Origin of the sequence: Amycolatopsis pretoriensis (assembly GCF_900107925.1) — a bacterium.
GTDB lineage: Bacteria > Actinomycetota > Actinomycetes > Mycobacteriales > Pseudonocardiaceae > Amycolatopsis > Amycolatopsis pretoriensis.
Map to the genome: position 1 here is coordinate 824,974 of NZ_FNUJ01000001.1, position 25,546 is coordinate 850,519.

The following is a 25,546-nucleotide window of genomic DNA, read 5'->3' on the forward strand; positions in this document are numbered from 1 at the left end:
CGTGATCCTCCCTTCGTAGGTACCGGGATACCGGGCGTGCGCGGAGTATTTCTCGCCACCAGGTCGAATCCCCACCGGCTGGAGGAGCACTTCGTGAAAACCACTTCAGGAGTCCTACGTGGACTCGCGGCGATTTCGGCCGCGGTGGCCGTCGTCGCACTGCAGGCGCCCGCCACCGCGGCCGCCGCGCGGACCGATCTCGGCATCAGCATGCAGGCCCAGCAGAAGGACCAGTGGTGCTGGGACGCCAGCGGCAACACGATCGCCGACTTCTGGGGATATTCGCTTTCCCAGACGCGGTTCTGCCAGGTCGCCCACAACGAATCCGGGAGCGACTGCGCGAACAACCAGGGTTACTTGTCCGACCAGCAGCGCGTGTTCCGCTGGCTGGGTTTCTCGAACGTCGGGTCGTACAACTCGAACGGGCAGGTCCTTTCCTTCACCACCATCAAGAACCAGATCGACGCGGGACAGCCGATCGGCACCCGCATCGGCTGGCGCTCCGGCGGCGGGCACATGCACGTCCTCTACGGCTACGACAACTCCGGCGGCGCGACCCGCGTCGAATACGGCGACCCGTGGCCGAACAACAGCCGCTACAACTCGATGAACTACGACACCTACCGCTCGAACAACCAGTTCCAGTGGACGCACACGCTGTACGGGATCGAGGGATGAGCGTGCTGAAGAACGCGATGGGCGCGGCCGTGCTGGCCGGCGCCGCGATGCTCACGACGGCCGGCGCGGCCGGCGCGGCGACCGGGCCGGCCGGCACCCCGACCGCGGCCGACACCGCCGCGATCGGGCAGGTGACCGGCGGCAAGCAGACCCTCGACCGGCTGGCGGAGACGAAGTTCCCCGGCGCCCACGCGGCCGCCGCCGCTTCACGCGCCGACGCGGACGCCCGCTCGCAGGTCGCGGTCTACGAGCCGACGGCGGCCTTCGTCGCCGGTACCTCGGACGTCCCCGCCGCGCTGGCCTACGTCGCCGTCCCGGCCCGGACCGGCGACGGCACCACCGCGACCGTCTGGGCCGAGCGCCAAGGCGCGGCCTGGACCGTCGTCAACGTCGCGTCCGGCGACTACGAGCGCAAGTACGCCGAAGCCGCGGCCGGCGGCTACCTCCTGCACGAACCGCAGGTCAACGCCTGGTACGCGGTGCACGGTGACGCCGTGACGGTGCTCGACGGCTCGGTCACCGGCCTGGCCGCGGGCACGAAGCTGGCGCTCGCCGACTACCGCGCGCAGCTGCACCAGCGGTACGCGGACAAGCTGCCCGGCTCGGCCTACGACCGCGACGGCGCGGGCGGCGGCTACGGCGGCCGCGAGCGCGCGGTGCCGGCCACGGGCTCCGACGAGGTGCCGGTGCTGCCGTTCGTGCTCGGCGGGGTCCTGGTCCTGGTGGCCGGGGCGGTCGTGGTGCCGCGGCTGCGGCGCCAGTAGGACGGCGGGGCCGCCGGCGCGCCCGGCGGCCCCTTGGCAGGTGATCATGATCAGGGCACAATGCGCCATGCCCGTTCCCACGGCGGCCCAGCCGGAACCGGCGCGGCTGACCGGGTCGGATCTCGCGCTGGTCGAGGCGCTGCAGCGCGACCCGCGGGCGCCGTGGACGCGGATCGCCGCCGCCGTCGGCACCGACGCGACGACGGCCGCGCGCCGCTGGGACCGGCTGCAGGCGGCCGGGCTGGCCTGGCTCACCGCGTACGCCACGGCCCCGACGACGACGGTCGGCTACGTCGACCTGGCCTGCCGCCCGGACGCGCTGACCGAGCTGACGCGCCAGCTGTGCGGCTGGCCGCCGGTGTTCAGCGTCGAGCGCACCACGAGCCGGTTCTCGCTGTTCCTCTCGCTGGCCGCCCGCGACCTCGACGCGCTGGACGAGCTGGTCACCGGCCGGCTCGGCGCGCTGCCCGGGGTGCGCGAAGTCCGGTTCGCCGTCGCGACGCGCGTCTACCGCGAGGGCAGCGGCTGGCTGGTGAACGCGCTGGCCCCCGAACAGCGGGCGGTGCTCGACGAGACGGCGGTGCAGGCCCGGCTGGTCGTCCCGCAGCAGTGGGACGACCGCGACGTGCGCGCGCTGGTCGAGTCCCTCGGCCAGGACGGCCGGCGCAGCTACGCCGAACTGGCCCGCGACTGCCGGATGAGCGAGTCCGCGGTGCGCCGCACGCTGGCGCGGATGCTGCGCAACCACGAGCTCGACTTCCGCTGCGACCTCGCGCACGTCCCGGCGGGCTGGCCGGTGATCGCGGGCTACCGCCTCGACATCGCCGCCGGCGACCTGGACCGCGCCGGCACGGCGATCGCGCAGCTGCCGGAGACGCGGCTTTCGGCAGCCGTGGTGGGGGAGGGCAACCTGGTGGTCTCGGCGTGGCTGCGCGAACCGGCCGGCTGCACCGGCTACGAGCAGCGGCTGGCGGCCGCGGCACCCGGCGCCCGCGTCCTGGACCGCGCGATCACGCTGCGGATGCCGAAGCGGATGGGCCGGCTGCTCAGCCCGCACGGCCTCGGCGGCACCCACCAGGCGATCATCCCCGCCCGCTGACTACCGTGCGGCGAGGAGACCCCTGGGGAGGATCATGAGCCTGCGCGAAACCCTGCAACACCACGTCGACGCCGGAACGCTGCCCGGTGCGGTGGCCGTCGTCGACCGGGCCGGCGACCGCGAAATCGTGGCGGTCGGCTCGGCCGACGTCGAAGGCAGCCGGCCGATGGCCGGAGACACGCTGTTCCGGATCGCCTCCCTCACCAAGCCCATCACCGCGGCCGCCGTCCTCACCCTGGTCGACGACGGCACCCTGGCCTTCGACGACCCGATCGGCCGGTGGCTGCCCGAGCTCGCGGACCCGAAGGTGGTGCGGACGCCGTCGAGCCCGGTCGACGACCTGGTCCCGGCGAAACGGCCGATCACCGTGTTCGACGTGCTCACCGGCCAGGCCGGCTGGGGCTTCGCGTCGGACTTCACGCTCCCGGCGGTGCGGGCGCTGTTCCCCGTGCAGGGCGACGGCCGCGAGGTGCAGAGCTTCCCTTCGCCGGACGTCTGGCTCGCGCGGCTGGGCGAGGTGCCGCTCGCCTACCAGCCGGGCGAGGCGTGGCTGTACGACACGTGTTCCACGATCCAGGGCGTGCTCGCCGCCCGCGCGTCCGGCCGGACGCTGCCGGCGCTGCTCGAGGAGCGGATCTTCGCGCCGCTGGGCATGGCGGACACCGGGTTCGTCGTCGGCCCGGACCGGCGCGACCGGTTCACGGCGTTCTACAAGAAGACGACGGACGGTCTCGTCCTCGCCGATCCGGCCGACGGCCAGTGGAGCACGATGCCCGCGCTGCCGCTGGGCAGCGGCGGCCTGGCCGGGACGGCGGGGGACTGGGTGGCCTTCGGCCGGATGCTGCTGGCTTCCGGGACCGCCCCGGACGGCCGGCGCGTGCTCAGCCCCGAGTCGGTCCGCGCGATGACCACCGACCACACCACCGCGGCCCAGCGCGAGATCGGCGCGCTGTTCCTGGAGGGCCAGGGCTGGGGGATGGGCGGCACGGTGGACGTCACCGCCGGCGAACCGTGGACCGTCCCCGGCCGCTACGGCTGGGTCGGCGGCACCGGCACGACCGCCCACGTCATCCCCGCGACCGGCACCGTCGCGGTCCTGCTGACCCAGGTCGGCGAGGACAACCCGGTGCCGCCGGAGTGGCTGCGCGACTTCTGGCGGGAGGCGGCCGCGTAGGGTCTCCAGACGGGGATCCGGCACTGTGGAGGGACATTGGGCGAGTCGAACTGGGCGGGCAACCACGCCTACACCGCGGACGCGGTGGTGGCCCCGCGCACGGTCGACGAGGTGCGGGCGGCGGTCGCCGGCGCGTCGCGCGTCAAGGCGCTGGGCAGCCGGCACTGCTTCAACGACATCGCGGACTCACCCGGCGGCGTCCTGCTGGACCTGCGCGCGCTCGACGTCCCGCTGGAGTTCCACGACGGCCGCGTGACCGTCGGCGGCTCCGCGCGTTACGGCGACTTCGCCGGACAGCTGCACGCGGCGGGGTTCGCCCTGCCGAACCTCGCGTCGCTGCCGCACATCACGGTGGCCGGCAGCGTCGCGACCGGCACCCACGGTTCCGGCCGCCGTCAGCCCGGGCTCGCCGCGGCCGTCTCGGCGGTCGAGCTGGTCACCGCGGACGGCGAGCCGCGCACGTTCACCCGCGCCGACCCGGAGTTCGCCGGCGTGGTCGTCGGGCTGGGCGCGGTCGGCGTCGTGACGCGGCTGACGCTCGACGTCGTGCCCGCGTTCGACGTCCGCCAAGACGTCTTCGACGCCCTGCCGTGGGAGTCCGCGTACCGGCACTTCGACGAGATCGAGGACGCCGGCTACAGCGTCAGCATGTTCACGAACTGGGCGAACGACACGATCGACCAGGTGTGGGTCAAGAGCCGCGTCGACGCGTTCACCCCGCGGGCGGAGCTGTTCGGCGCGGTCCCGGCCGACGGCCCGCGCCACCCGGCGCACGCGGCCGGCGTCCCGGCGGGCAACTGCACACCGCAGCTCGGGGTGCCGGGCCCGTGGCACGAGCGGCTGCCGCACTTCCAGCTGGCGTTCACCCCGAGCGTCGGGGACGAGCTGCAGTCGGAGTACTTCGTGCCCTACGCCGACGCCGTGGCCGCCATCCGGGCGGTCCGCGAGATCGGCGAGCTCCTGACCCCGGTGCTGCTGGTGTCGGAGATCCGCGCGATCGCGGGCGACGAGCTGTGGCTCAGCCCCTGCCACGGCGGCGACCGCGTGGCGCTGCACTTCACGTGGCAGCCGCGGCAGGCCGAGGTCGAGGCGGTGCTCCCGGTCCTGGAGGAGCGCCTCGCGCCGTTCGGGGCCCGGCCCCACTGGGGAAAGCTCTTCAACGCGGTGGGCGGGGACTACCCGCGGCTGGCGGAGTTCCGGGCGCTGGCCGGGAAACTGGACCCGGCGGGCAAGTTCCGCAACCCGTTCCTGGAGCGGCACGTGCTGGCCGGCTGATTCCGCGACGGCGGCCCGCTGATGGGGACGGAGTCCGATACGCCGAGGACCGAAACGCTTTCTGCTGCCACGGCGACTGAAGCGCCATGGAAGGGAAAGCTCTGCCCTGGCGGATCATCGCTTGCCTCATCTTGATCGCACTCGCATCGACGACTATCTGGTTGACAGTGTCAATCCTCTATCCGGGCCCTTATTGGGAGTCGCCCATCGACGAGGTGTCACCACATTTCGGTACTGGCCTTCCGACCAGGGTGAAAGTGCTGGCGATCGACCACAAGACGCGAACTGCCGACGTGGCCGTCTCGATCGAGATCGGCGACCACGCCGAGCCGGTTTCCGGTCCGGACGGTCGAACCGTACCTGTTGAGGAGGTGAACGGGAACTACACTCTGATGGCCGATTACCGTGCGGTCGCCGAGGTGCGGCCGAAGGAGCTGGCCGCGACCGACGGGCGCGGCGTCACCGTCGGGTACAACGCCACGGTCAAGCTGCCGCTGACAGCGGCTTCGCAGCGATTCCCGGACGACCAGTACTCTCTCCATCAGGCTTTCGATCTGTTATTGCCCGATGGTTACACATTGTCCGGAACGAAGAACAAGTCCCTGTCTCTGGCTGTTCTTCCTCTCCGCAACGAAGCGCTCACCGATTGGCGGACGGTCGTGCGGAACACCAGTCCGACGTGGTACGTGGAGCTCCTCCTGGAGCGGTCGTCAAACGTGCGTAAATTCGTGTACGGTGTCGCGATCGCGCCGTTGGTGCTCGGGTTGGCCGCCATGGTGATCTGGCTGCGGCGGCGAGACCGGGTTCCCTTCGAACTGGCGGCGGCGATATTGGCCTTGCTGCCACTGCGCAGCGTCCTCGTTCCGAACGACGTTCCCGGCATCACCCGGCTGGACACCGTTCTGGGAATCGAACTGGTCTTCATCGCGACCGCGGTCACTCTCATGGCGGTCGTTTCCGTGTTCGCCAGGTCGTCCGAAGGGGTGGGCAGACACCGCTGACGGCCGTCGCGGCACTAGCCCGCCGGTGGGGCCGTGGTCGCGCGGACGATCAAGTACGTGTCGAGGACCTGGTTCGTGCGCCCGTCCGCCTGGCCGTCCAGCAGATCCAGGAGGATCGTGACCGCCGCGCGGCCCGCTGCCTCCGTCGGCATCGCGATCGTCGTCAGCGGGGGTGCCGAGATCGCCGCGAACACCAAGTCGTCGAAGCCGATCAGGCTGATCTCGTCCGGGACCGGGACCCCGCGGGCGTTCAGCCGCGCGAGCGCCCCGAAGGCGACCAGGTCGTTGTAGGCGACGATCGCCGTCACGTCCGCCGCCAGCGCGAGGTCCGCGCCCTGCAGGCCGCCCTCGAAGACCGGGGGGAACGGGCCGAACTCGACGACCTCCGTGCCGTGCCGCTCGGCCGCTTCCGTCAGCCCCTGACGACGGGCTCGGTTCGCCCACGACGCGCGGGGGCCGCCGAGGTAGGCGCAGCGGCGGTGGCCCAGCGCCGCCAGGTGCTCGATCGCCTGGCGCATCCCGTCCGCCGCGTCCATCACGATCGACGGGATCCCCGGCACCTCGCGGTTGAGCAGCACGAGCGTCGTCTGGCCGGCGAGCGCGCGCAGCTGGTCGTCGGTCATGCTCGGGCTGCCCAGCACCACGCCGTCGACCTGCCGGGCCATCCGGCGGACCAGGTTCTGCTCGGTCGCCGGGTCCTGGTCGCTGCTGGCGAACAGCACGGCGACGTCGTCCTGGCGCGCGCGGGCCTGCACGCCGTCGAGCACGCCGGTGAAGAACGGGTTGCCCAGATCCGACACGACGATGCCGATGTGCCCGGTGCGCGCGACCGGCTGGGGCGCGCCGGCCGCGTGGTAGCCGAGCTCGCTCGCCGCGGCCAGCACCCGGCTGCGGGTCTGGTGGCGGACCAGGTCCGGGGACGTGAACGCGCGCGACACGGTCGAGATCGACACGTTGGCCCGGCGGGCGACGTCGTGAATGGTCACGCTCACGGCTACTCCTCGGCAGGCTCTGCGCAACATCATGGAAACGCGCGGCAGCGTTGTCAACAACGGATCGCCTTGCGGCAGCGGGGATCCGGCCGCCGCAGGGCCATTCGGCTGGGCTTGCGCTGAAAACACTGCAAATCGTTGACCGGGTTTTGCTGCAAATCGTAGAACGGAAGCTCCGCCGTGTTCCCCGCTCCCGGGGCGCGGGTCCCCTCCCCTTCAGAGGTGCCTGATGACCAGGAAATCCCTGCGCGTTTTCGGAACCGCCGCCGTCGCCGCCGCGATGGCCGTCGCCGTCCCCACGGGGGTCGCGCACGCCTACGAGAACTCCCCGGTCGGCTTCGGAGCCGGCACGACCGGCGGCGCGGGCGGCGAGACCGTCACCGTCTCGACTGCGTCGGCGTTCACCAGCGCCGTCGCCGATGCCACCGCCCGCACGGTGAAGGTGAGCGGGAAGATCGCGCTGGCGAACAAGACGCTGGTGAAGATCGGGTCGAACAAGACGATCCTCGGCGTCGGCTCCGCGTCCGGCTTCACCGGCGGCGGGCTCGCCGTGGACAAGTCGTCGAACGTGATCATCCGCAACCTGGCCATTTCCCAGGCGGTCGGCACCGACGCGATCCAGATCCAGCGCGGCGCGACCCGCGTGTGGATCGACCACAACGACCTGTCCTCGGACCTCGACCACGGCAAGGACTACTACGACGGCCTGCTCGACATCAGCCACGCCGCCGACGGGATCACCGTGTCCTGGAACAAGTTCCACGACCACTACAAGGTCTCCCTCGTCGGCCACAGCGACAACAACGCCGCCGAGGACACCGGCAAGCTCCACGTCACCTACAGCCACAACTGGTTCGAGAACGTGAACTCGCGGCTGCCCAGCCTGCGGTTCGGCACCGGGCACGCCTACGACAACTATTTCCACTCGGTCACCGATTCCGCCGTGCATTCGCGGATGAACGCGCAGTTCCTCGCCCAGAACAACGTCTTCGAATCGACGAAGGTGTGCCTGGAAACGACCGGCGACAGCGACGTCGACGGCTACCTGAACGAGTCGGGCAACTCCTTCGGCGGCTGCACGAACAAGATCACCCGCACGGGGAGCCTGTCCCAGGCGCCGTATTCCTTCACGCTGGAGCCGACTTCGACGGTCAAGGCGTCGGTGACCGCGGGCGCGGGCACCGGCCGGATCTGAGTGGCCCGGCCGGTTCGAGTAAGCGCTTACTCGAACCGGCCACCGCCGTTCGGAGTACCCGGTTTTCGACGAATTCGAAAGGGTGCCGGCGGATATTGACACACTTGTCGCGAACGCCCTACCGTGACCACCGGAAGTTTCTCCCGAACTGCCCATTCGTCAGTTCCCGCACGGCCGGAGCCGGCCGCGCCGATCGGAGACCCATGTCGGGGAGCAGGCGCCGCACCGTCGCGGACCCGCCGAAGCTGGCCGTGGTCGGCACGTCCGGCTACGCGTTCAGCTACCTGCACCGCGCGCGCATCCTGCACGACGAAGGGCTCGTGCGGTTCGCCGGGATGGCCGACATCCGGGTGCCCTCGGCGGCGGCGATCGCGCTGCTGCCCGAGGGCGGCACCGCGCACGTCGGCGTCGACGACCTGCTCCGCCGCTGCCGGCCCGACATCACCGTGGTCGCGACGCCGCCGCACGCGCACGTCCGGGTCGGCGGCGCGGTCCTGCGGGCGGGTGGCGACCTGCTGCTGGAAACCCCGCCGGTGCTCGACCTCGCCGGGTTCCGGACGCTGTCCCGGCTGGCCGCGGAGAACGGATCGGCGTGCCAGACCGGGTTCCAGAGCTTCGGGTCGCCCGCGCTGCCGGTGCTGCGGGCGGCGATCGCGGCGGGCCGGCTCGGCGAGATCGCCGGCGTCGGCGCGGCCGGGGCGTGGATCCGCACCGACGCCTACTACCGCCGCAACCCCTGGGCGGGCCGCCGGTGGCTGGACGGCGAAGCGGTCGTCGACGGCGCGCTGACCAACCCGTTCTCCCACGCCGTCGCCACCGCACTGCTCGTCGGCGGGGTCGGCGGGCGCGACCCGGCGGAGATCGCCCTGGAGCTGTACGGCACGCGGGACATCGAAGCCGACGACACGGCGTGCCTGCGCATCCGCTTCGACCGCGGGCCCGAGATCGTCGTCGCCGCGTCGCTGTGCGCCGAGCAGGACCACGAGCCCTACGTCGTGGTGCACGGCAAGAAGGGGCGCGCGAAGTTCTGGTACAAGAGCCACCGGCTGGAGCTGGACGACGAGCGCGTCCACCTCGGCGAACCGGTGGACCTGCTGCGCAACCTCGTCGCCCACCACCGCGACCCGGCCGGGGTGCCGCTGCTCGCGCCGCTGCCGGCCACCCGCGCGTTCGCGTCGGTGGTCGAGGCGGTGCGGGACGCGCCCTCGCCGGCGCGGATCCCGCCGGGCTGGATCCGCACGGCGGGCGAGGGGGCGAGCCGGCACCCGGTGGTCCGGGGGATCGGCGAGGAGGTCGCCGTCGCCGCGGATCGCCTCGCGCTGTTCTCCGAAATCGGCGTCCCGTGGGCGAATGCCGTCCGCCGGGGCGCGCAACGCACCGGGTAACGCCGCCCCGGTGCTCACCGCGCTGACAGCCCGCTCCGGACCGGTGGTGCTGTAAGCGCTTTCTCAAGCTGCCCGAATATCGGCATAACCGTTGCTGCACAAGGGTTATTGCGCCGTTTCGGCCGTTGACACGTGCCGCGCGCACTGCCTACCGTGAGCGCGCTGACAGCGTTTTCAGAAAAAGCTGACCGGCTGAGAACGGAGAGCTCGATGCGTCGGACAAGACAGCGGCGGACCCTCGTCGCGCTGGCCGCGGTGGTGCCGCTGCTGCTGACCGGGGTGGCCGCGTGCGGCTCGGACTCCGGCGGCGGCGGGGACGTGACGATCACGTTCGTCTGGTGGGGGAGTGACGGCCGGGCGAACCTGACCAAGAAGGCCGTCGAGCTGTTCCAGCAGAAGAACCCGAAGATCAAGGTGCAGACGTCGTTCTCGGCGTACGCCGCCTACTGGGAGAAGCTGGCGACGCAGACGGCGGGCGGGAAACCGCCGGACGTCCTCAACGTCGACACGCGCTACCTGGCCGAGTACGGCGGCCGCGGGGTGCTGGCCGACCTGAACCAGGGCGCCGGGAAGTCGGTCTCGCTGGCCGACGTCAACCCCGAGCTCGCGGCCACCGGCGTCTACCAGGGCAAGCGGTACGCCGTGCCGTGGGCGCAGAACACCCCGGCGATGCTCTACGACCCCGCCGCGTTCACCGCGGTGGGCGCGGACCCGGCGAAGGGCCTCACCTGGGACCAGTACGCCGACGCGACGCGGAAGGTGAGCGCCGCCGGCGGCGCCCGCGGCACGACCGACTTCGGCATCCTCGACACCCCCCTGGAGATCTGGCTGCGCCAGCAGGGCAAGCAGTTCTACACCCCCGAGGGCAAGCTCGGCTTCGCCGCCGACGACCTGCGCCGGTACTGGCAGCTGGCGGGCGGGTTCCGCGACAGCAAGGGCGCGTCCCCGGCCGACGTCACGGCGTCCTACAACACCTCGCCCGAGCAGTCGCCGCTCGGCAAGAAGCTGACCAGCTCCGAGTTCGCCTACGACAACCTCCTGCCCGCCTACCAGAAGGCCTACGGCAAGCCGCTGAACGTGGCGCCGTACCCGACCGCCGCGAACGGCGACCTCGGGCAGTACCGGCGGCCGTCGATGTTCCTGTCGGTGTCCGCGCGCAGCCGGCAGCAGGAGGCGGCGGCGAAGCTCGTCGACTTCCTGGTCAACGACGCGGAAGTCGGCAAGATCGTCGGCACCGACCGCGGCCTCGCGCCCAACCTCAAGGTCCGCGCGCAGCTCGCGACGAGCGCGAAGGGCGCCGACAAGACGCTCTACGACTACGAAGCCGCACTCGAACCGAAGCTCGGGGCCGCGCCGCCGGTCCCGCCCAAGGGCGCCGGCTCGATCCAGAAGCTCCTCCAGCGCACCTACGAGGAAGTCGCGTTCGGCCGGATGAGCATCGACGACGCCGTCACGCGGTTCATGTCCGAAGCCGAGAAGGCGCTGGGCTAGATGACGACCGTGCGCACCCCGGACCCGCCGGTCGCCACCGAGGCGGCCGCGCGGGTCCGGCGGCGGGATCGCCCGGCCGGACGCCGGCGCCGGAACCAGCCCGAGGCCTTCGCGTTCCTGACGCCCTGGCTGCTCGGCGCGGTGGCGCTGACCGTCGGCCCGATGGTCGTCTCGCTCTACCTGTCCTTCACCGACTACGACCTGTTCACCGCGCCGAAGTGGGTCGGCTTCGGCAACTTCACGCACATGTTCACCGACGACGACCGCTACCTGCAGTCGGTCAAGGTGACGCTCGTCTACGTCCTGGTTTCGGTGCCGCTCAAGCTGACGGTGTCGCTGCTGGTGGCCATGCTGCTCAACACCCGCCGCGGGGCCGGCGGCTTCTACCGCGCCGCGTTCTACGCGCCGTCGCTGCTCGGCGCGAGCGTCGCGGCGGCGCTGGTGTGGCGGGCGCTGTTCATGGGCGGCGGCCCGGTGAACGAGGTGCTGGCCTTCGCCGGCTGGCACACGCCGAGCTGGGTGGACGACCCGCGGTTCAGCCTCGCCTCGATCGTCCTGCTCGGCGTCTGGCAGTTCGGCGCGCCGATGGTGATCTTCCTGGCCGGGCTCAAGCAGATCCCGGCCGAGCTGCACGAGGCGGCCGCGATCGACGGCGCCGGCGCGTTCCGCCGCTTCCGGCACATCACGCTGCCCATGCTCTCGCCGGTGATCTTCTTCAACCTGGTGATGGAGGCCATCCACGCGTTCCAGGCGTTCACGCCGGCGTTCGTGATCGGCGGCGGCCGCGGCGGCCCGGCCGACGCGGACCTGTTCTACACGCTCTACCTGTACGAGGTCGGCTTCCAAGACTTCCACATGGGGTACGCGTCCGCGATGGCGTGGGTGCTGCTGGTCGTGATCGCGATCGTGACGGCGATCGTGTTCCGCACGGCGAAGCTGTGGGTGTTCTACGACGATGCCGAGGAGCGCCGATGACGGTGGTGCCCCGCTCCGCGCGATCGGTGGGCTGGCACGTCCTGTGCGTGGCCGGCGTGCTCGTCGTGCTGTACCCGCTGGTGTGGCTGGCGTTCGCGTCGGTCAAGCCGCCGGACGAAATCCTGTCGCGGCTGTCGCTGCTGCCCACGCGGTTCGTCTTCGACGGCTACACGAAGGGGTGGGAAGGCGCGGCCGACGTCGGGTTCGGCCGGTTCTTCCTCAACTCGGTGCTCGTCGCCGGGTTGTCGGTCCTCGCGAACGTGCTGTCGTGCTCGCTGGCGGCGTACGCCTTCGCGCGGCTGAAGTTCCGGTTCCGCGGCGCGCTGTTCGCGTTCATGATCACGACGCTGATGCTGCCCTACCACGTCACGCTCATCCCGCAGTACGTGATCTTCCAGCAGGCCGGCCTGGTCAACACGTTCGTCCCGCTGATCCTGCCGAAGCTGCTCGCCACCGAGGCGTTCTTCGTGTTCCTCATCGTGCAGTTCATGCGCGGGATCCCGCGCGAGCTGGACGAAGCGGCGACCATCGACGGCTGTTCGGTCTACCGGACGTTCTGGCACGTCGTGCTGCCGCTGTCGAAACCGGCGCTGGTGACGACGTCGATCTTCACGTTCATCTGGACGTGGAACGATTTCTTCACGCAGATGGTGTACCTCAACGACACGGAGAAGTTCACCGTGCCGCTGGGCCTGCGGCTGTTCGTCGACACGAGCAGCGAGTCCGACTTCGGCGCGATGTTCGCCATGTCGGCGCTCGCGCTCGTGCCGATCGTCCTGTTCTTCCTCGCCTTCCAGCGCCTGCTGGTCGAAGGCGTCAGCACCAGCGGCCTGAAGGGGTGACGGCGATGCGATCGACGGAGTGGCGCACCGGGCTGGCGGACTTCTCGGACTGCCTGCTGACCGGCCTGCTCGTCGCGCTGGCGGCGGTGCCGGTGGTGACCGCGCCGCCGGCGTTCACGGCGGGCTGCCGGGCCCTCGACCGGTCGCGCCACGGCATCGGACGTCCATTGTGGACGACGTTCTGGGCCGATTTCCGCGAGACCGCGCGGGGTGGTTCGCTCTTCGCGCTCGGGTGCCTCGCCGCCGTGGTGGTGTTCGCGGTCGACCTCGAGGTCGCCGCCTCGATGCCGGGCGCGGGTGTGCTGCGGCCGGCGTTGTGGGCGCTGGCCGCGGTGGCCGTCGTCGTCGCGGTGCGGACCTGTGCGGTCGTGGCGACCGGGGAACCGTCCTGGCGCCGCGCGGTGGTGACGGCGGCCCGCGAGACCGCGGCGGCGCCGGGGAACGCCTTGCTCCTGGCCGGGGCGGCCGGCCTCTCGGTGGTGCTCGTGTGGATGCTGCCGATCCTGGCGCTGGTGGTGGCCGGGCCGCTGGCCCTGGCCGCGGTGGCGACCGGCGGGCCCCGATGACCCCAGCGGTGGTCGTGTTCGGCACGGCCGGGTACGCGCGCACGCACCTGCGCCGGGCCCGGGCGCTGCACGAGCGGGGCGAGCTCGTCCTGGCCGGGGCGTGCGACGTCCGCGAACCACCGGACGGCGACCTGGTTCCGGTGTTCACCCACGACCCGGCCGAACTGCTGGCGCGCGTGCCGGCGGACATCGCCGTGATCGCCACCCCGCCGCACACGCACCTGCCCCTGGCCCGCCTCGCGCTCGCCGCGGGCTGCCACGTGCTCGTGGAGAAACCGCCGGTGCTCGACCTGGCGGCGTTCGACGAGCTGACCGAGCGGGCGCGCGGGCGGGCCTGCCAGGTCGGGTTCCAGAGTTTCGGCTCGCCCGCGGTCGGGGTGATCCGGGCCGCGCTGGCCCGCGGCGCGATCGGGGCGGTCACCGGGATCGCCGCCGCGGGCGCGTGGATCCGGCGTGACCGCTACTTCGCGCGCACCGCGTGGGCGGGCCGGCGCCGGCTCGACGGGCACGCGGTCGTCGACGGTGCCCTGACCAACCCGTTCGCCCACGCCGTCGCGACCGCCTTGCTGCTCAACGGCACCGCCGGCGCGCTGCCCGAGCGGACCACCGTCGAGCTCTACCGCGCCCGCGACATCGAGTCGGACGACACCGCGTGCGCTCGCCTGTGCTTCGCCGGCGCACCGGACGTCGTGGCCGCCGCGACCCTCGCCGCCGAAGCCGACCACGAACCCTACGTGCTGATCCACGGCACCGACGGCCGGATCCGGTGGCATTACAAGACCGACGTCGTCCTCATCGACGGCGAGCCGGTGCAGGCCGGACCGCCCGAAGACCTGCTGGCGAACCTCGTCGGCCACCTCCGCGACGGCGTCCCGCTGCTCGCCCCGCTGGACGCCACCCGCGCGTTCACCGCACTGGTCGAGGCCGTCCGCGACGCGCCGGAGCCGCGGCGGCTGCCCCACGCCCGGGCGGTCGGCACCGGGCCGGACCGCCGGTTCGTCGTGCCGGGCGTCGATCGCGCGGTCGACGACGCGGCCGAGCGGCTCGCCCTCTTCTCCGAACTCGCCCTGCCCTGGACCCCCGCCCGAGAGGAGAGGTGATGCGACGCTGCGCGATCGTCGGACTGGGTTCCCGCGCCGAGCTGTTCGCCCGCGCCCTGGCCGGTTCGCCGCGAGCCGAGCTCGCGGCCTTCTGCGACCCGAACGAAACCCGCATGCGCGTCCACAACGGCTGGCTCGGCACGGCGGTGCCTGGCTACCGGCCGGACGACTTCACCGCCATGCTGGCGAAGGAACGCGTCGACCTCGTCGTGGTGTGCTCGCCCGACCACACGCACGCGGACTACGTCGTCGCCGCGCTGCACGCGGGCTGCGACGTCGTCACCGAAAAGCCGATGACCACCGACGTCGACGGCGCACGCCGCATCCTGGCGGCCCGCCGCGAGACGGGACGCTCGGTGCGCGTCGCCTTCAACTACCGCTACAACCCGGTGCACCGGCGCGTGCGGGAGCTGCTCGCGGCCGGCGCGATCGGGGAGGTCGGCTCGGTCGAGTTCAGCTGGCTGCTCGACACCGCCCACGGCGCCGACTACTTCCGCCGCTGGCACCGCGACAAGGCGAACTCCGGCGGGCTGCTCGTGCACAAGTCCGGGCACCACTTCGACCTGGTCAACTGGTGGCTGGGCCGCGGCCCGGAGACGGTGTTCGCGTTCGGGCGCTTGTTCTTCTACGGCGAGGGCACCGGGCACACCGACGACCGGTTCGCCCTCGACCTCGATGCCTCGCCCCGCCTGCGCGCGCTCTACCGCGACGCGGAGCACGAGGACGGCTACGTCCGGAACCAGGACGTGTTCGCGCCCGGCGTCACGATCGAGGACGACGTGTCGGTGCTCGTCCGCCACCACGGCGGGGTGGTCCTGAACTACCACCTGCACGCCTATTCGCCGCGCGAGGGCTACCGCGTCGCGTTCTCCGGCAGTGAAGGGCGGCTCGAACTGGACGTCCGGGAGAACGAGTACCCCACGGACGCCGGCGAACCCGGCCGGGCCGTCCTGACCGTGCAACGGCACTGGGAGCCGGCGGAAGCCGTGTTCGACGGCGTTCTCGGCGAAGGCCATGGCGGCGGCGACGAGCGGATGCTCGCGGAACTCCTCGGCGACGCCGAACCGGACGAACTCGGCTGCGCGGCCGACCACGACGCCGGCCTGCGGGCCCTGCTCACCGGCCTGGCCGCGAACCGGTCCCTGGCCACCGGCCGCCCGGTGCCGGTGGCGGAACTGCTCGCCGAGACCGGGGACCGGGCGTGAGCCGCGCGGCGGTGGGCGACGGGACCCTGGAGCTGGCCGAAGACGACGACGGCGCGGTGCGCGTCCGCCTGGGCGACCTCGTCCTGGCGGAGTACGTCATCGCGCCGCCGACACCGGCCGGGGACTCGCCGAAGCCGTACCTGCACCCGCTGCGGACCACCGCGGGCGAGACCGTGACCGCGGTCCGGCCGCACGACCACACCTGGCACAACGGCCTGCAGTTCACCATGGCCCACCTGTCGGGCGAGAACTTCTGGGGCGGCCGGACCTACGTGCGCGGCCGCGGGTACACCCCGCTCGACAACAACGGCACGATCGGCCACGTCCGCTGGGAGAGCATCGTGTGCGCGGCCGGGCACTGCGAACTGCGCCACGAGCTGGCCTGGCGCACGGCGGCGGGGCGGCGGTGGCTGACCGAGCACCGCACGCTGCGCTTCGGCGACGTCTGGGCGGACAGCTGGACCCTCACGTGGTCGAGCCGGCTGCGCAACACGAGCAACCAGGAGCTGCGGTGGGGGAGCCCGGTCACCGAGGGCCGCGAGACCGCCGGGTACGGCGGGCTGTTCTGGCGCGGCCCGCGCTCGTTCGTCGGCGGCGCCGTCCGGACGTCCGACGGCCGCTCAGCCGAAAGCGCGATGGGCCACCGCGCGCCGTGGCTCGCTTTCACCGGCCGCCACGACGAAAGCCTGCGCACTTCGACGCTGCTGTTCGCCGACAGCCCGGCGAACCCCGGCTTCCCGACCGCCTGGTACGTCCGCGCCGAGCCGTTCCCGGTGGTCAGCTTCGCCGCCACCTACCACCGGCCGTGGCTGCTGGAACCGGGCGAGGAGCTGACGCTGACCCACCACGTCGTCGTCGTGGACGGCGACCCGCAGCCCGCCCGGCTGGCCGAGCTCGCGGCCCGGGCGGCCGAGTAGAAGGAGCCGACATGCGCTGGAAGGCCTTCGCGGGGTGCCTCGCCCTGCTCGGACTCACCCTCACCGCCGGACCGGCGGACGCCCACGGCCACGACCCCGGCCGCGCGGTGCCCGGCGCGCACGACGGCTGGGGCGCGGGGACGACCGGCGGAGCCGCCGCCGCACCCGCCGACGTCCACACGGTGTCGAAGCGCTCGGAGCTGGTCGCGGCGCTGGCGTCGAACCCGGGCGCGCCGAAGATCGTCTACGTCCGCGGCACGATCGAGGGCAACGTCGACGCCGCCGATCGACCTCGGACGTGCGAGGACTTCGCGGACCCGGCCTACAGCCTGCCCGCGTACCTGGCGGCGTACGACCCGGCGACCTGGGGCAAGGTCGCGCCGTCGGGCCCGCTGGAGGAGGCCCGGGCGCGGTCGCAGGCCAACCAGGCCGCGCAGGTGGTGGTGGACGTCGGCCCGAACACGACGGTCTACGGCCTCGGCGGCGCGAACCTGCACGGCCTGACGTTGCGCGTCACCGGGGACAACGTGATCCTGCGGAACCTCCGGTTCTCCGACGCGCACGACTGCTTCCCCCAGTGGGACCCCCTCGACGGCGCGGACGGCAACTGGAACTCCGAGTACGACAACGTCGACCTCGTCGGGGCGACGCACGTGTGGGTCAACCACAACGAGTTCAGCGACGGCGGGAACGACGCGCAGCCGACGTACTTCGGGCGGAAGTACGAAGTCCACGACGGACTGCTGGACATCGTCAACGGCTCGGACCTGGTGACGGTGTCGGACAACCGCCTGCACGACCACGACAAGACGATGCTGATCGGCAACACGGACAAGCCGACCTACGACGTGGGCAAGCTGCGGGTGACGGTGCACCACAACCTGTTCTCCGACATCGGGCAGCGCGCCCCGCGGGTGCGGTACGGGCAGGTGCACGTGTACGACAACCTGTACGTGGTGCGGGATGTGGCCGCGTACACGTATTCGCTGGGCGTCGGGGTCGAATCGCGGATCTACGCGGAGAACAACTTCTTCCGGATCCCGGCTTCGGTGCCGCTGGGCGCGCTGGTCCACTATTGGAAGGGGACGGTGTTCCACGCGACCGGGACGCTGGTTTCTTCCGGTGCGTCCTTGCCACGTCCGGTGGACCTGCTGGCGGAGTACGACGCGGCGAACGACCCGGACTTGGGCTCGGAGGTGGGCTGGACGCCGACTCTGGTGGAGCGGCTCGACCCGACGTGGCAAGTGCCGATGCGCGTACTGGCCGGCGCCGGTCCCGTTTTCTGAAAACGTGGTGCCGGAGCGACCATCCGGGCGACAGGGTCGTCGCTGCGGCCGGTGACATTGACACCCCGATCTCGGTGACCGGAGACTGAGAAAGCGCTTTCAGCACTCGAAGGACCATTTCCCGCACGGGAAGAACCAAGGAGTGATGAGCATGTCCCCGATCTCCCGGGTGCTCCGGGTCGCGGTCGTCGCCGCCCTCGCGCTCTCGGCGGCCGTCGGTACCGGCGCGACCGCCGCCGGAGCCGCGTCCTGGCCGAACCCGAGCACGAGCGTGCCCGTCGGCGCGACCATCAAGGTCACCAGTGGCACCTACGACGGCGGCCTCAAGCGCTTCTACGGCACCGGCGACCTCGGCACCGGCGGCTAGGACGAGGACCAGGGCCCGATCTTCGAGCTGGCGAACGGCACCACGCTGAAGAACGTCGTCCTCGGCAACCCGGCCGCCGACGGCGTGCACTGCCTCGGCACCTGCACGCTGCTCAACGTCTGGTGGGAGGACGTCGGCGAGGACGCCGCGACCTTCAAGGGCACCTCGGCGTCGCAGACGATGACCATCGACGGCGGCGGTGCGCGCAAGGCGTCGGACAAGGTCTTCCAGCACAACGGCCCCGGCACGATGTACATCCGGAACTTCCAGGTCAACGACTTCGGCAAGCTGTACCGCTCCTGCGGCAACTGCAAGACGCAGTACAAGCGCAACGTCGTCGTCGACAACGTCACCGCGACCGTGCCCGGCAAGACGCTCGTCGGCATCAACACCAACTACGGCGACACCGCGAAGCTGACCCGGATCACCATCGTCGGCGACTCGAGCCGCAAGATCGTGCCCTGCGAGAAGTACAAAGGTGTCACGAGCGGCGAGCCGACGAAGACCGGCAGCGGGCCCGACTCGACGAACTGCCTCTACACCACCGCCAACATCACCTACCAGTAAGCGACCGGGGGTGCCGGTCGCCGTCCGGCACCCCCGGCGTCCCCCGTGGAGGTGTCATGTTCAAGACCCTGCTCCTCGCCTCGGTGCTCACCGGGGCGACGCTGGCCCCACTCGCCGCGGCGAACGTCGTCGTGGCCAAGGACGGCTCCGGGAACTACACGACCGTCCAGGCCGGGATCGACGCCGTGTCCGCCGGCGGCACCGTGTCGGTCAAGCCCGGGACCTACCGCGAGGTGCTCACCGTCCCCGCGGCCAAGACCGGGATCACCCTGCGCGGCACCACCGGCAAGGCCGCCGACGTCGTCGTCGACTACGACAACGCCGGCGGCACCAAGAAACCCGACGGCTCGACGTACGGCACGTCGGGCAGCGCGACCGCGACGATCGCCGCGAACGGCTTCACCGCCAGCGCGCTGACCTTCCGCAACTCGTTCGACCGCTCGGCCCACCCGGAGATCACCGCGACCCAGGCCGTGGCGGTGAAGACCACCGGCGACCGGATGGTCTTCGACAACGTCACGTTCCTCGGCCACCAGGACACGCTCTACGCCGACACGGCGGCGACCGGCACGGTCGGCCGGCAGTACTACCGGAACTGCGCGATCAGCGGCGACGTCGACTTCCTCTTCGGGCGCGCCACCGCCGTGTTCGACCGGGCGACGATCACCGCGCTCGACCGCGGCTCGAACCCGAACGGCTACCTGACCGCGGCGAGCACCCGCCGGACCAACCCGTACGGCTTCCTGGTCGTCGGCAGCAAGGTGCTCAGCTCGGCGGCGAACGGGAGCTTCTACCTGGGCCGGCCGTGGCACCCCGGCGGGGACGTCGACGCCATCGCGCAGGTCGTCATCCGCGAAACCGCGCTGCCGGCGGCGATCAAGACCACGCCGTGGACGGACATGTCCGGGTTTTCGTGGAAGGACGCCCGGTTCTTCGAGTACCGCAACACCGGGCCGGGCGCGGGTACCGGGACCGACCGGCCGCAGCTGACCGCCGCGCAGGCCGCGACGTTCACCGCGCAGCGCTACCTCGCCGGCGGCGACGGGTGGAACCCCGTCCACTGACCCGACGAAAGTACCGGCCCAATCCTGTTAGCGTTAACAACCGAGGATCAGCGTCGACCCTAGGACACGTCATGAGACTGCGCCGCTTCCCGGCCGTGCTCGCCGTGGCCACCGCCCTGCTGGGCGTGCCCGCCGCCCAGGCCGCGGACTACCCGAACCCCGGTTACGTCACCGGCGACACCACGGCGGTGCACGACCCGTCGATGATCCGCGCGGCCGACGGCAGCTACCTGCTCTACTCCACCGACCAGTACCTGCAGATCCGGCGCTCGACCGACCGGATCCACTTCACCAGGATCGGGTCCGTCTTCCCGAACGGCGCGCCGTGGACCGCGCCCTTCACCGACCCGGCCAACCCGGGTTACCTGTGGGCGCCGGACATCTCGTTCCACAACGGCAGGTACTACCTTTACTACGCGGCTTCGACGTTCGGCTCGCGGAACTCGGCGATCTTCCTGGCCACCAGCACGACCGGGCTGCCGGGCAGCTGGACGAACCAGGGCATCGTCGTCCAGACGAGCACGAGCAACGACTACAACGCGATCGACCCGAACCTGTTCGTCGACTCTTCGGGGCGCTGGTGGCTGAGCTTCGGCTCGTGGTGGACCGGGATCAAGCTGATCCGGCTCGACCCGGCCACCGGCAAGCGCAGCACGTCCGACACCGCGTTGCGCGGCATCGCCCAGCGCACCGGCGGTACGACGGCCGAGGAAGCGCCGTACATCGTCCAGCACGGCGGCTACTACTACCTGTTCGTCTCGTGGGACCTGTGCTGCCAAGGCACGAAAAGCACGTACCGCGTGATGGTCGGGCGCTCGACGTCGATCACCGGGCCCTACACCGACCGGGCCGGCGTCCGGATGACCTCGGGCGGCGGCACGCAGATCCTCGCGAGCCACGGTGACGTCCACGGCCCGGGGCACGTCGCGGTCCTGCACGACACCGACGCCGATGTGCTCGTCTACCACTATTACTACTCCGACGCGACGCCGTTGACCGGCAAGCTCGGCATCAACCTCATCGGCTACGACAGCGCCGGCTGGCCCTACGTCTACTGAGGCTCGGGAGGTTCCCGCAGTGGGAGGTCAAGAGCGAGTTCCAGGCGCCGTTCGCCCGCGGCGCCTGGCAGGCCTTCTGGGTGCCCAGCGCGATTTCCCGGCCGCCGGAGGGCGACATCCCCGAGTTCGAGGGTGCCGCGCGGAACCGATTCAACACCTGCCAGAAGGCGAGCGACGCCTGGTCGAACACGATCGTCGGGATCGGCAACCCCACGCGTGGCACGGCTACCGCGCCCGTAACGTCTACGTCGGCCGCAGCCGGGCCTGAAAGGTATTCCATGCGCCGCTTCCCGGCCTTCGTCCTCGCTCTGCTCGTGACGGCGGGGTTGTGCGCCGCGCCCGCGTCGGCGGTATCACCGGCGAAGCACCAAGTCACGTTCGACAAGTATTCGCTCCTGCTGGACGGCCGCCGCCAGGTCGTCTGGTCCGGCGAATTCCACCCGTTCCGGCTGCCCAGCCCGGACCTCTGGCGCGACGTGCTGCAGAAGATGAAGGCCACCGGCTACACGGCCGTCTCGATCTACTTTGACTGGAACTACCACTCGCCGGCGCCCGGCGTGTACGACTTCGGCGGCGTCCGCGACATGGACCGCGTGCTCGACCTCGCCGCCGAGGCCGGGCTGTACGTCATCGCGCGGTCCGGTCCGTACATCAACGCCGAGGTCACCGGCGGCGGGTTCCCGGCGTGGCTGAGCACCCAGGCCGGGCGCGCCCGCGGTGACGCGCCGGACTACCTCGCCGCGGCCGACGACTGGCTCTCGCGGATCGACCGGATCATCGGCCGCCACCAGTACACCGACGGCCGCGGCTCGGTGATCCTGTACCAGATCGAGAACGAGCTCGCGGCGACCGGCACCGCGCAGCGGAACTACGTCGCGCACCTCTACGACAAGGTCCGGGCGGACGGCATCACCGTCCCGGTCTTCCACAACGACAAGGGCCGCAACGGGATCTGGGTCCCCGAAGACTCCGGGGTGCCCGGCACCGTGCCGGGCAAGGTCGACCTGTACGCCTTCGACGGCTACCCGGGCGGCACCTGCCGCACCGACGCGACGCCGGGCAGCCCGAACGCCGCGCCGGACTGGGGCACCTACGGACCGGGCGGGGCCAAGGGCGGCGCGAGCGCGTCGCCGAACACGCCCGGGTTCGTGGCGGAGTTCGGCGGCGGCTGGTTCGACTACTGGGGCAGCAACGGGACCTACCCGTGCACGGCCGTGCGGCAGGGGCCGGGCTACGAGCGCGTCTTCTACGGCACGAACCTGGCGAACGGCCTGACGCTGCAGAACTTCTACATGACGTTCGGCGGCACGTCGTGGGGCTGGCTGCCCGCCCCGGTCGTCTATTCGTCGTACGACTACGGCGCCGCGATCGACGAAGGCCGTCAGCTGCGGCCGAAGGCGCTGACGATGAAGGAGCTGGGCTACTTCCTCGCCACGGTTCCCGATGTGGCCAAAATGGACCGTGCGGACCCGGTGACGCCGTCGTCGTCCGCGGTGAAGGTCTACCACAACGTCAACCCGGACACCGGGGTGCACCTGTACGTCCCGATGCATTCGCCGTCCAACCTGACCACGGACGACAGCTTCACGTTCCCACTGTCCACACCGGACGGTTTCTACACCGTTCCGGTGCGGCTGAACGGGCAGGACGCCAAGCAGCTGGTGGCGAACTTCGACGTCGCGGGCCAGCACCTGGTCTATTCGACGTCGGAGCCGATGGCCCAGGCGGCCGGCACGGTGCTGCTGCACGGCCGGCCGGGCGAGGACGGCGAGACCGTGCTGCGGTACGCGTCGCGACCGCGGGTGGACGTGCTCGCCGGGGACGTCACGACGACCTGGTCCGGCAGCGACCTGAAGCTCGCCTACCGGCACGACGGGCTCGCCCGGGTCCGGATCAGCGGCGGCGGCCGCCCGGCGGCCACGCTGCTGCTCGCCGACGACGCGACGGCCGACACGTTCTGGCTCGCTTCGGGTCTGCTCGTGCGCGGTCCGGACCTGGTCCGGACGGCGCAGGCCGGCGGCTCGCTGACCGGCGACACGAAGGGCCCCAGGGACCTCGAGGTCTGGGGTGCCCGCGGCCCGGTGCTCCGGTGGAACGGCGTGGTGGTGCCGACGCGGCGGACGACGTCGGGCAGCCTGGTCGCGCTCCGGCCGCTGCCGGGCCCCGCCGACCCGCGGCTGCCGGAGCTGACCGGCTGGCGGTCCGCGCCCGGCTCCCCGGAGTCGGCGCCTGGCTACGACGACACGACGTGGGCCGTCGCGGAGAAGACGACGACCAACAGCACGACCCCACCACCGGCCGGCGAGCCGGTCCTGACGGCGGACGACTACGGCTTCGGCACCGGCGACGTCTGGTACCGCGGCCGGTTCACGGGCCCGCCGGGGGAGCAGGTCGCCCTGCGCTACGGCGGGGGCGGCGCCGGGATGCTGCAGGCGTGGCTGGACGGGCAGTACCTCGGCGAGAACGTCCTGCCCTCGGCGCTGGCGTCGCCGCCGACGACCGGCACCGCGACCTTCACGGTCCCCGAAGGACTGCGCGGGGAGGGGCCGCACGTGCTGTCGGTGATGGTGCGGAACAACGGCCACAACGAGGACGGCGGCGTCAACGACGCGCACAAGGAAGGGCGCGGGCTGATTTCGTCGTCCCTGACCGGGGTGACGTGGAAACTCCGGGGCGGGACGGCCGACCCGGTGCGCGGGCCGCTGAACAACGGCGGTCTCGCGGGCGAGCGCGCGGGCTGGACCTTGCCGGGCTTCCCGGACCGGAGCTGGGCCCCGGCGACCGTGCCGGCGGTCACGGCTTCGGCGGGGACGACGTGGTACCGCACGACGTTCTCGCTGAAGGTGCCGGCCGGACAGGACACGTCGGTGGGCCTGACGCTCGGCGACCCGGCACGGCCCCGCTCCGGCGGGCACTACCGGGTGCTGATCTTCCTCAACGGCTGGAACGTCGGGCAGTACGTCGCGGACGTGGGGCCGCAGCACACGTTCGCGCTGCCGACCGGGCTCCTCGACCCGCACGGCCGCAACACCCTGGCCTTGGCGGTGACCAGCGACGGCGGCGCGGGCAACGGCCTGGAGCAGGTGGCACTGACCGACCTGGGCTCGGCACGCGGTGGTGTGCCGGTCCGGCCGGTGTACTCACCCGGGTGGCGGTGACAGGGCCGCCGTGCGCGCGACGACGTGGCCCACCTTGAGGATGGGGTTCCGGTGCGGCCGGTGTTCTCACCGGGATGGCGGTGACAGCGCCGCCCCTCGGGCGACGATGTGGGCCGCGTTGCGGATGAGGTTGCGCGGCGGCGTGCCGGTCCGGCCGGTGTTCTCACCGGGGTGGCGGTGACAGCGCCGCCGTGCGGGTGACGACGTGGCCCGCCTTGACGACGAGGTCCCGCGGCGGCCGCGTCACGACGGCCTGCGCCGGGGTCTCGGCGTCGACCACGACGAGGTCCGCGGGCGCGCCTTCGGTGAGCCCGTAGCCGTCGAGCCCCAGGGCGCGGGCGCCGCCGTAGGTGACCGCTTCGAGGGCCGGCTCGATGTCCTCGTCGCGGCGGAACGTGCTGCGGTAGGCCAGGTGCATCGCCCGCTCGAGGAGGTCGCCACTGCCGAACGGGCTCCACAGGTCGCGGATGTCGTCGTGGCCGCACGCCACGTTCACGCCGGCCGCGCGCAGTCGCTTCAGCGGCGGGACCGGGAAGTCGAAGATCGCCGCCGTCGTGATCGTGATGCCGGCTGCGGCGAGGCCGGCGGCCAGCCGGTCCTGCGTCGCCGCGTCCGCCTGGGCCAGCGCGTAGGCGTGGCTGACCGTCACCCGTCCGGCGAGCCCGGCGGCGCGGGGTCCGTTCGATGACCAGCTCCAGCTCGAACACGCCGAGCGAGCCGGGGTCGTGCAGGTGCAGGTCGATCCGCACGCCGTGGCGCTCGGCGAGGCCGAACACGACGTCGAGGTGGCGGACCGGATCGCGGTCCACACCCGCCGGGTCGATGCCGCCGACCGCGCGCACCGAGGCCGATCGCCTGTTCCAGCAGCTCGGCCGTGCCCGGGTTGGTGAGGATGCCGCTCTGCGGGAAAGGCGACCTGCTCGACGGTGATCCGCCCGGTCAGCCGCGCGGCGACGTCCCGCACGACTTCGACCCCGGTCAGGCCGGCGCCGGCGTAAACGTCAGTGTGGGTACGGACGTGCGTCGTACCGGTGGCCGCCATCGCTTCGAGCAGGGCGGTCACGCGGGCCGCGTCGGGAAGGCCGGGCTCGGCGCGGCGGACGCGTTCGTCGGCGATGCGGTCGGCCGGCGCGGGCCCGGCCGAATGCGGCCGCCACGGGCCGCCGAAGAGCGTCTTGTCGAGGTGGCAGTGGGCTTCGACCAGGCCCGGCAGAACCAGCCGGCCGCCGAGGTCGAGCACGTCGGCGTCCCCGGGACGAGCCCGGGACCGATCTTGGCGACGACGCCGTCGCGGACGAGGAGGTCGGCCGGACCGCCGGCGCGCCACGGGTGGCCGTCGCGCAGCAGAAGTCCGGGCATCGTCGCTCCTTCTCGTCACCGAGGAGCG

22 protein-coding genes and 1 pseudogene are annotated in these 25,546 nt (G+C 71.9%); 21 read left to right on the forward strand and 2 right to left on the reverse strand.

The genetic code is table 11. From position 1 onward, the window contains the following. Positions 1-93: 93 nt before the first annotated feature. From BLV96_RS03970 to BLV96_RS03995, 6 genes are all read left to right on the forward strand, one after another. Positions 94-678, forward strand: coding sequence for a papain-like cysteine protease family protein (locus BLV96_RS03970; RefSeq protein WP_086679982.1), 585 nt, complete (start codon positions 94-96; stop codon positions 676-678). Then, a complete protein-coding gene (locus BLV96_RS03975) occupies positions 675-1,442 on the forward strand; it encodes a hypothetical protein (protein WP_086679980.1) in 768 nt (255 codons plus the stop codon). The genes BLV96_RS03970 and BLV96_RS03975 overlap by 4 nt, the downstream gene beginning before the upstream one ends. A gap of 67 nt (positions 1,443-1,509) precedes the next feature. Continuing rightward, positions 1,510-2,541 carry an Lrp/AsnC family transcriptional regulator gene (locus BLV96_RS03980; RefSeq protein WP_086679978.1) on the forward strand — a complete coding sequence of 344 codons (1,032 nt, stop codon included), beginning with the start codon at positions 1,510-1,512 and terminating at the stop codon, positions 2,539-2,541. A gap of 34 nt (positions 2,542-2,575) precedes the next feature. After that, positions 2,576-3,715, forward strand: coding sequence for a serine hydrolase domain-containing protein (locus tag BLV96_RS03985; RefSeq protein WP_086679976.1), 1,140 nt, complete (start codon positions 2,576-2,578; stop codon positions 3,713-3,715). Positions 3,716-3,751: 36 nt separating this feature from the next. Continuing rightward, positions 3,752-4,990, forward strand: a complete 1,239-nt coding sequence (locus BLV96_RS03990; protein ID WP_091388740.1) for an FAD-binding protein — start codon at positions 3,752-3,754, stop codon at positions 4,988-4,990. Between the two features lie 257 nt (positions 4,991-5,247). Further along, positions 5,248-5,991: a hypothetical protein gene (locus tag BLV96_RS03995; RefSeq protein ID WP_143050914.1), complete on the forward strand. Its 744-nt coding sequence runs from the start codon at positions 5,248-5,250 to the stop codon at positions 5,989-5,991. Positions 5,992-6,005: 14 nt separating this feature from the next. Here the strand turns inward: BLV96_RS03995 and BLV96_RS04000 are convergent, their stop codons facing one another. Further along, positions 6,006-6,983, reverse strand: a complete 978-nt coding sequence (locus BLV96_RS04000; protein ID WP_086683907.1) for a LacI family DNA-binding transcriptional regulator — start codon at positions 6,981-6,983, stop codon at positions 6,006-6,008. A gap of 229 nt (positions 6,984-7,212) precedes the next feature. Between BLV96_RS04000 and BLV96_RS04005 the strand changes: the two genes are divergently transcribed. The 15 genes and pseudogenes from BLV96_RS04005 (at position 7,213) to BLV96_RS04070 (ending at position 24,159) form a co-directional block, all read left to right on the forward strand. Continuing rightward, positions 7,213-8,178 carry a pectate lyase family protein gene (locus BLV96_RS04005; RefSeq protein ID WP_086683910.1) on the forward strand — a complete coding sequence of 322 codons (966 nt, stop codon included), beginning with the start codon at positions 7,213-7,215 and terminating at the stop codon, positions 8,176-8,178. Positions 8,179-8,381: 203 nt separating this feature from the next. Then, entirely contained in the window at positions 8,382-9,563 is a 1,182-nt protein-coding gene (locus BLV96_RS04010; protein WP_086683913.1) for a Gfo/Idh/MocA family protein, read from the forward strand. A 210-nt stretch (positions 9,564-9,773) separates the two neighbouring features. Beyond that, complete coding sequence (locus BLV96_RS04015; protein ID WP_086683916.1) at positions 9,774-11,054, forward strand: ABC transporter substrate-binding protein; 1,281 nt, start codon at positions 9,774-9,776, stop codon at positions 11,052-11,054. Then, entirely contained in the window at positions 11,055-12,029 is a 975-nt protein-coding gene (locus BLV96_RS04020) for a carbohydrate ABC transporter permease (RefSeq protein ID WP_086683919.1), read from the forward strand. Beyond that, on the forward strand, positions 12,026-12,871 hold the full coding sequence (locus BLV96_RS04025) for a carbohydrate ABC transporter permease (protein WP_091388742.1): 846 nt from the start codon (positions 12,026-12,028) through the stop codon (positions 12,869-12,871). The genes BLV96_RS04020 and BLV96_RS04025 overlap by 4 nt, the downstream gene beginning before the upstream one ends. Positions 12,872-12,876: 5 nt before the next feature. Continuing rightward, positions 12,877-13,437, forward strand: a complete 561-nt coding sequence (locus BLV96_RS04030) for a YesL family protein (RefSeq protein ID WP_086683016.1) — start codon at positions 12,877-12,879, stop codon at positions 13,435-13,437. Beyond that, positions 13,434-14,537, forward strand: coding sequence for a Gfo/Idh/MocA family protein (locus BLV96_RS04035; protein WP_086683013.1), 1,104 nt, complete (start codon positions 13,434-13,436; stop codon positions 14,535-14,537). The genes BLV96_RS04030 and BLV96_RS04035 overlap by 4 nt, the downstream gene beginning before the upstream one ends. After that, positions 14,537-15,742 carry a Gfo/Idh/MocA family protein gene (locus tag BLV96_RS04040; protein ID WP_086683010.1) on the forward strand — a complete coding sequence of 402 codons (1,206 nt, stop codon included), beginning with the start codon at positions 14,537-14,539 and terminating at the stop codon, positions 15,740-15,742. Before BLV96_RS04035 ends, BLV96_RS04040 begins: the two co-directional genes overlap by 1 nt. Then, a complete protein-coding gene (locus BLV96_RS04045; RefSeq protein WP_086680971.1) occupies positions 15,739-16,659 on the forward strand; it encodes a DUF6807 domain-containing protein in 921 nt (306 codons plus the stop codon). Before BLV96_RS04040 ends, BLV96_RS04045 begins: the two co-directional genes overlap by 4 nt. 11 nt (positions 16,660-16,670) lie before the next feature. Then, positions 16,671-17,945, forward strand: a complete 1,275-nt coding sequence (locus BLV96_RS04050; protein WP_086680969.1) for a pectate lyase family protein — start codon at positions 16,671-16,673, stop codon at positions 17,943-17,945. A 151-nt stretch (positions 17,946-18,096) separates the two neighbouring features. Next, complete coding sequence (locus tag BLV96_RS50485) at positions 18,097-18,312, forward strand: hypothetical protein (protein ID WP_244180032.1); 216 nt, start codon at positions 18,097-18,099, stop codon at positions 18,310-18,312. Between the two features lie 15 nt (positions 18,313-18,327). Next, a pseudogene (locus BLV96_RS04055) lies at positions 18,328-18,879 on the forward strand (pectate lyase); the annotation flags it as partial. 56 nt (positions 18,880-18,935) lie between these two features. Beyond that, positions 18,936-19,943: a pectinesterase family protein gene (locus BLV96_RS04060; protein ID WP_086680968.1), complete on the forward strand. Its 1,008-nt coding sequence runs from the start codon at positions 18,936-18,938 to the stop codon at positions 19,941-19,943. A gap of 71 nt (positions 19,944-20,014) precedes the next feature. Then, positions 20,015-21,001 carry an arabinan endo-1,5-alpha-L-arabinosidase gene (locus BLV96_RS04065; RefSeq protein ID WP_086680966.1) on the forward strand — a complete coding sequence of 329 codons (987 nt, stop codon included), beginning with the start codon at positions 20,015-20,017 and terminating at the stop codon, positions 20,999-21,001. Positions 21,002-21,279: 278 nt separating this feature from the next. Further along, positions 21,280-24,159: a beta-galactosidase gene (locus BLV96_RS04070; RefSeq protein WP_086680964.1), complete on the forward strand. Its 2,880-nt coding sequence runs from the start codon at positions 21,280-21,282 to the stop codon at positions 24,157-24,159. Positions 24,160-24,322: 163 nt separating this feature from the next. Here BLV96_RS04070 and BLV96_RS04075 read toward each other — a convergent pair whose 3' ends face one another. Further along, complete coding sequence (locus tag BLV96_RS04075) at positions 24,323-25,399, reverse strand: amidohydrolase family protein (RefSeq protein WP_208608128.1); 1,077 nt, start codon at positions 25,397-25,399, stop codon at positions 24,323-24,325. Positions 25,400-25,546: the final 147 nt, after the last annotated feature.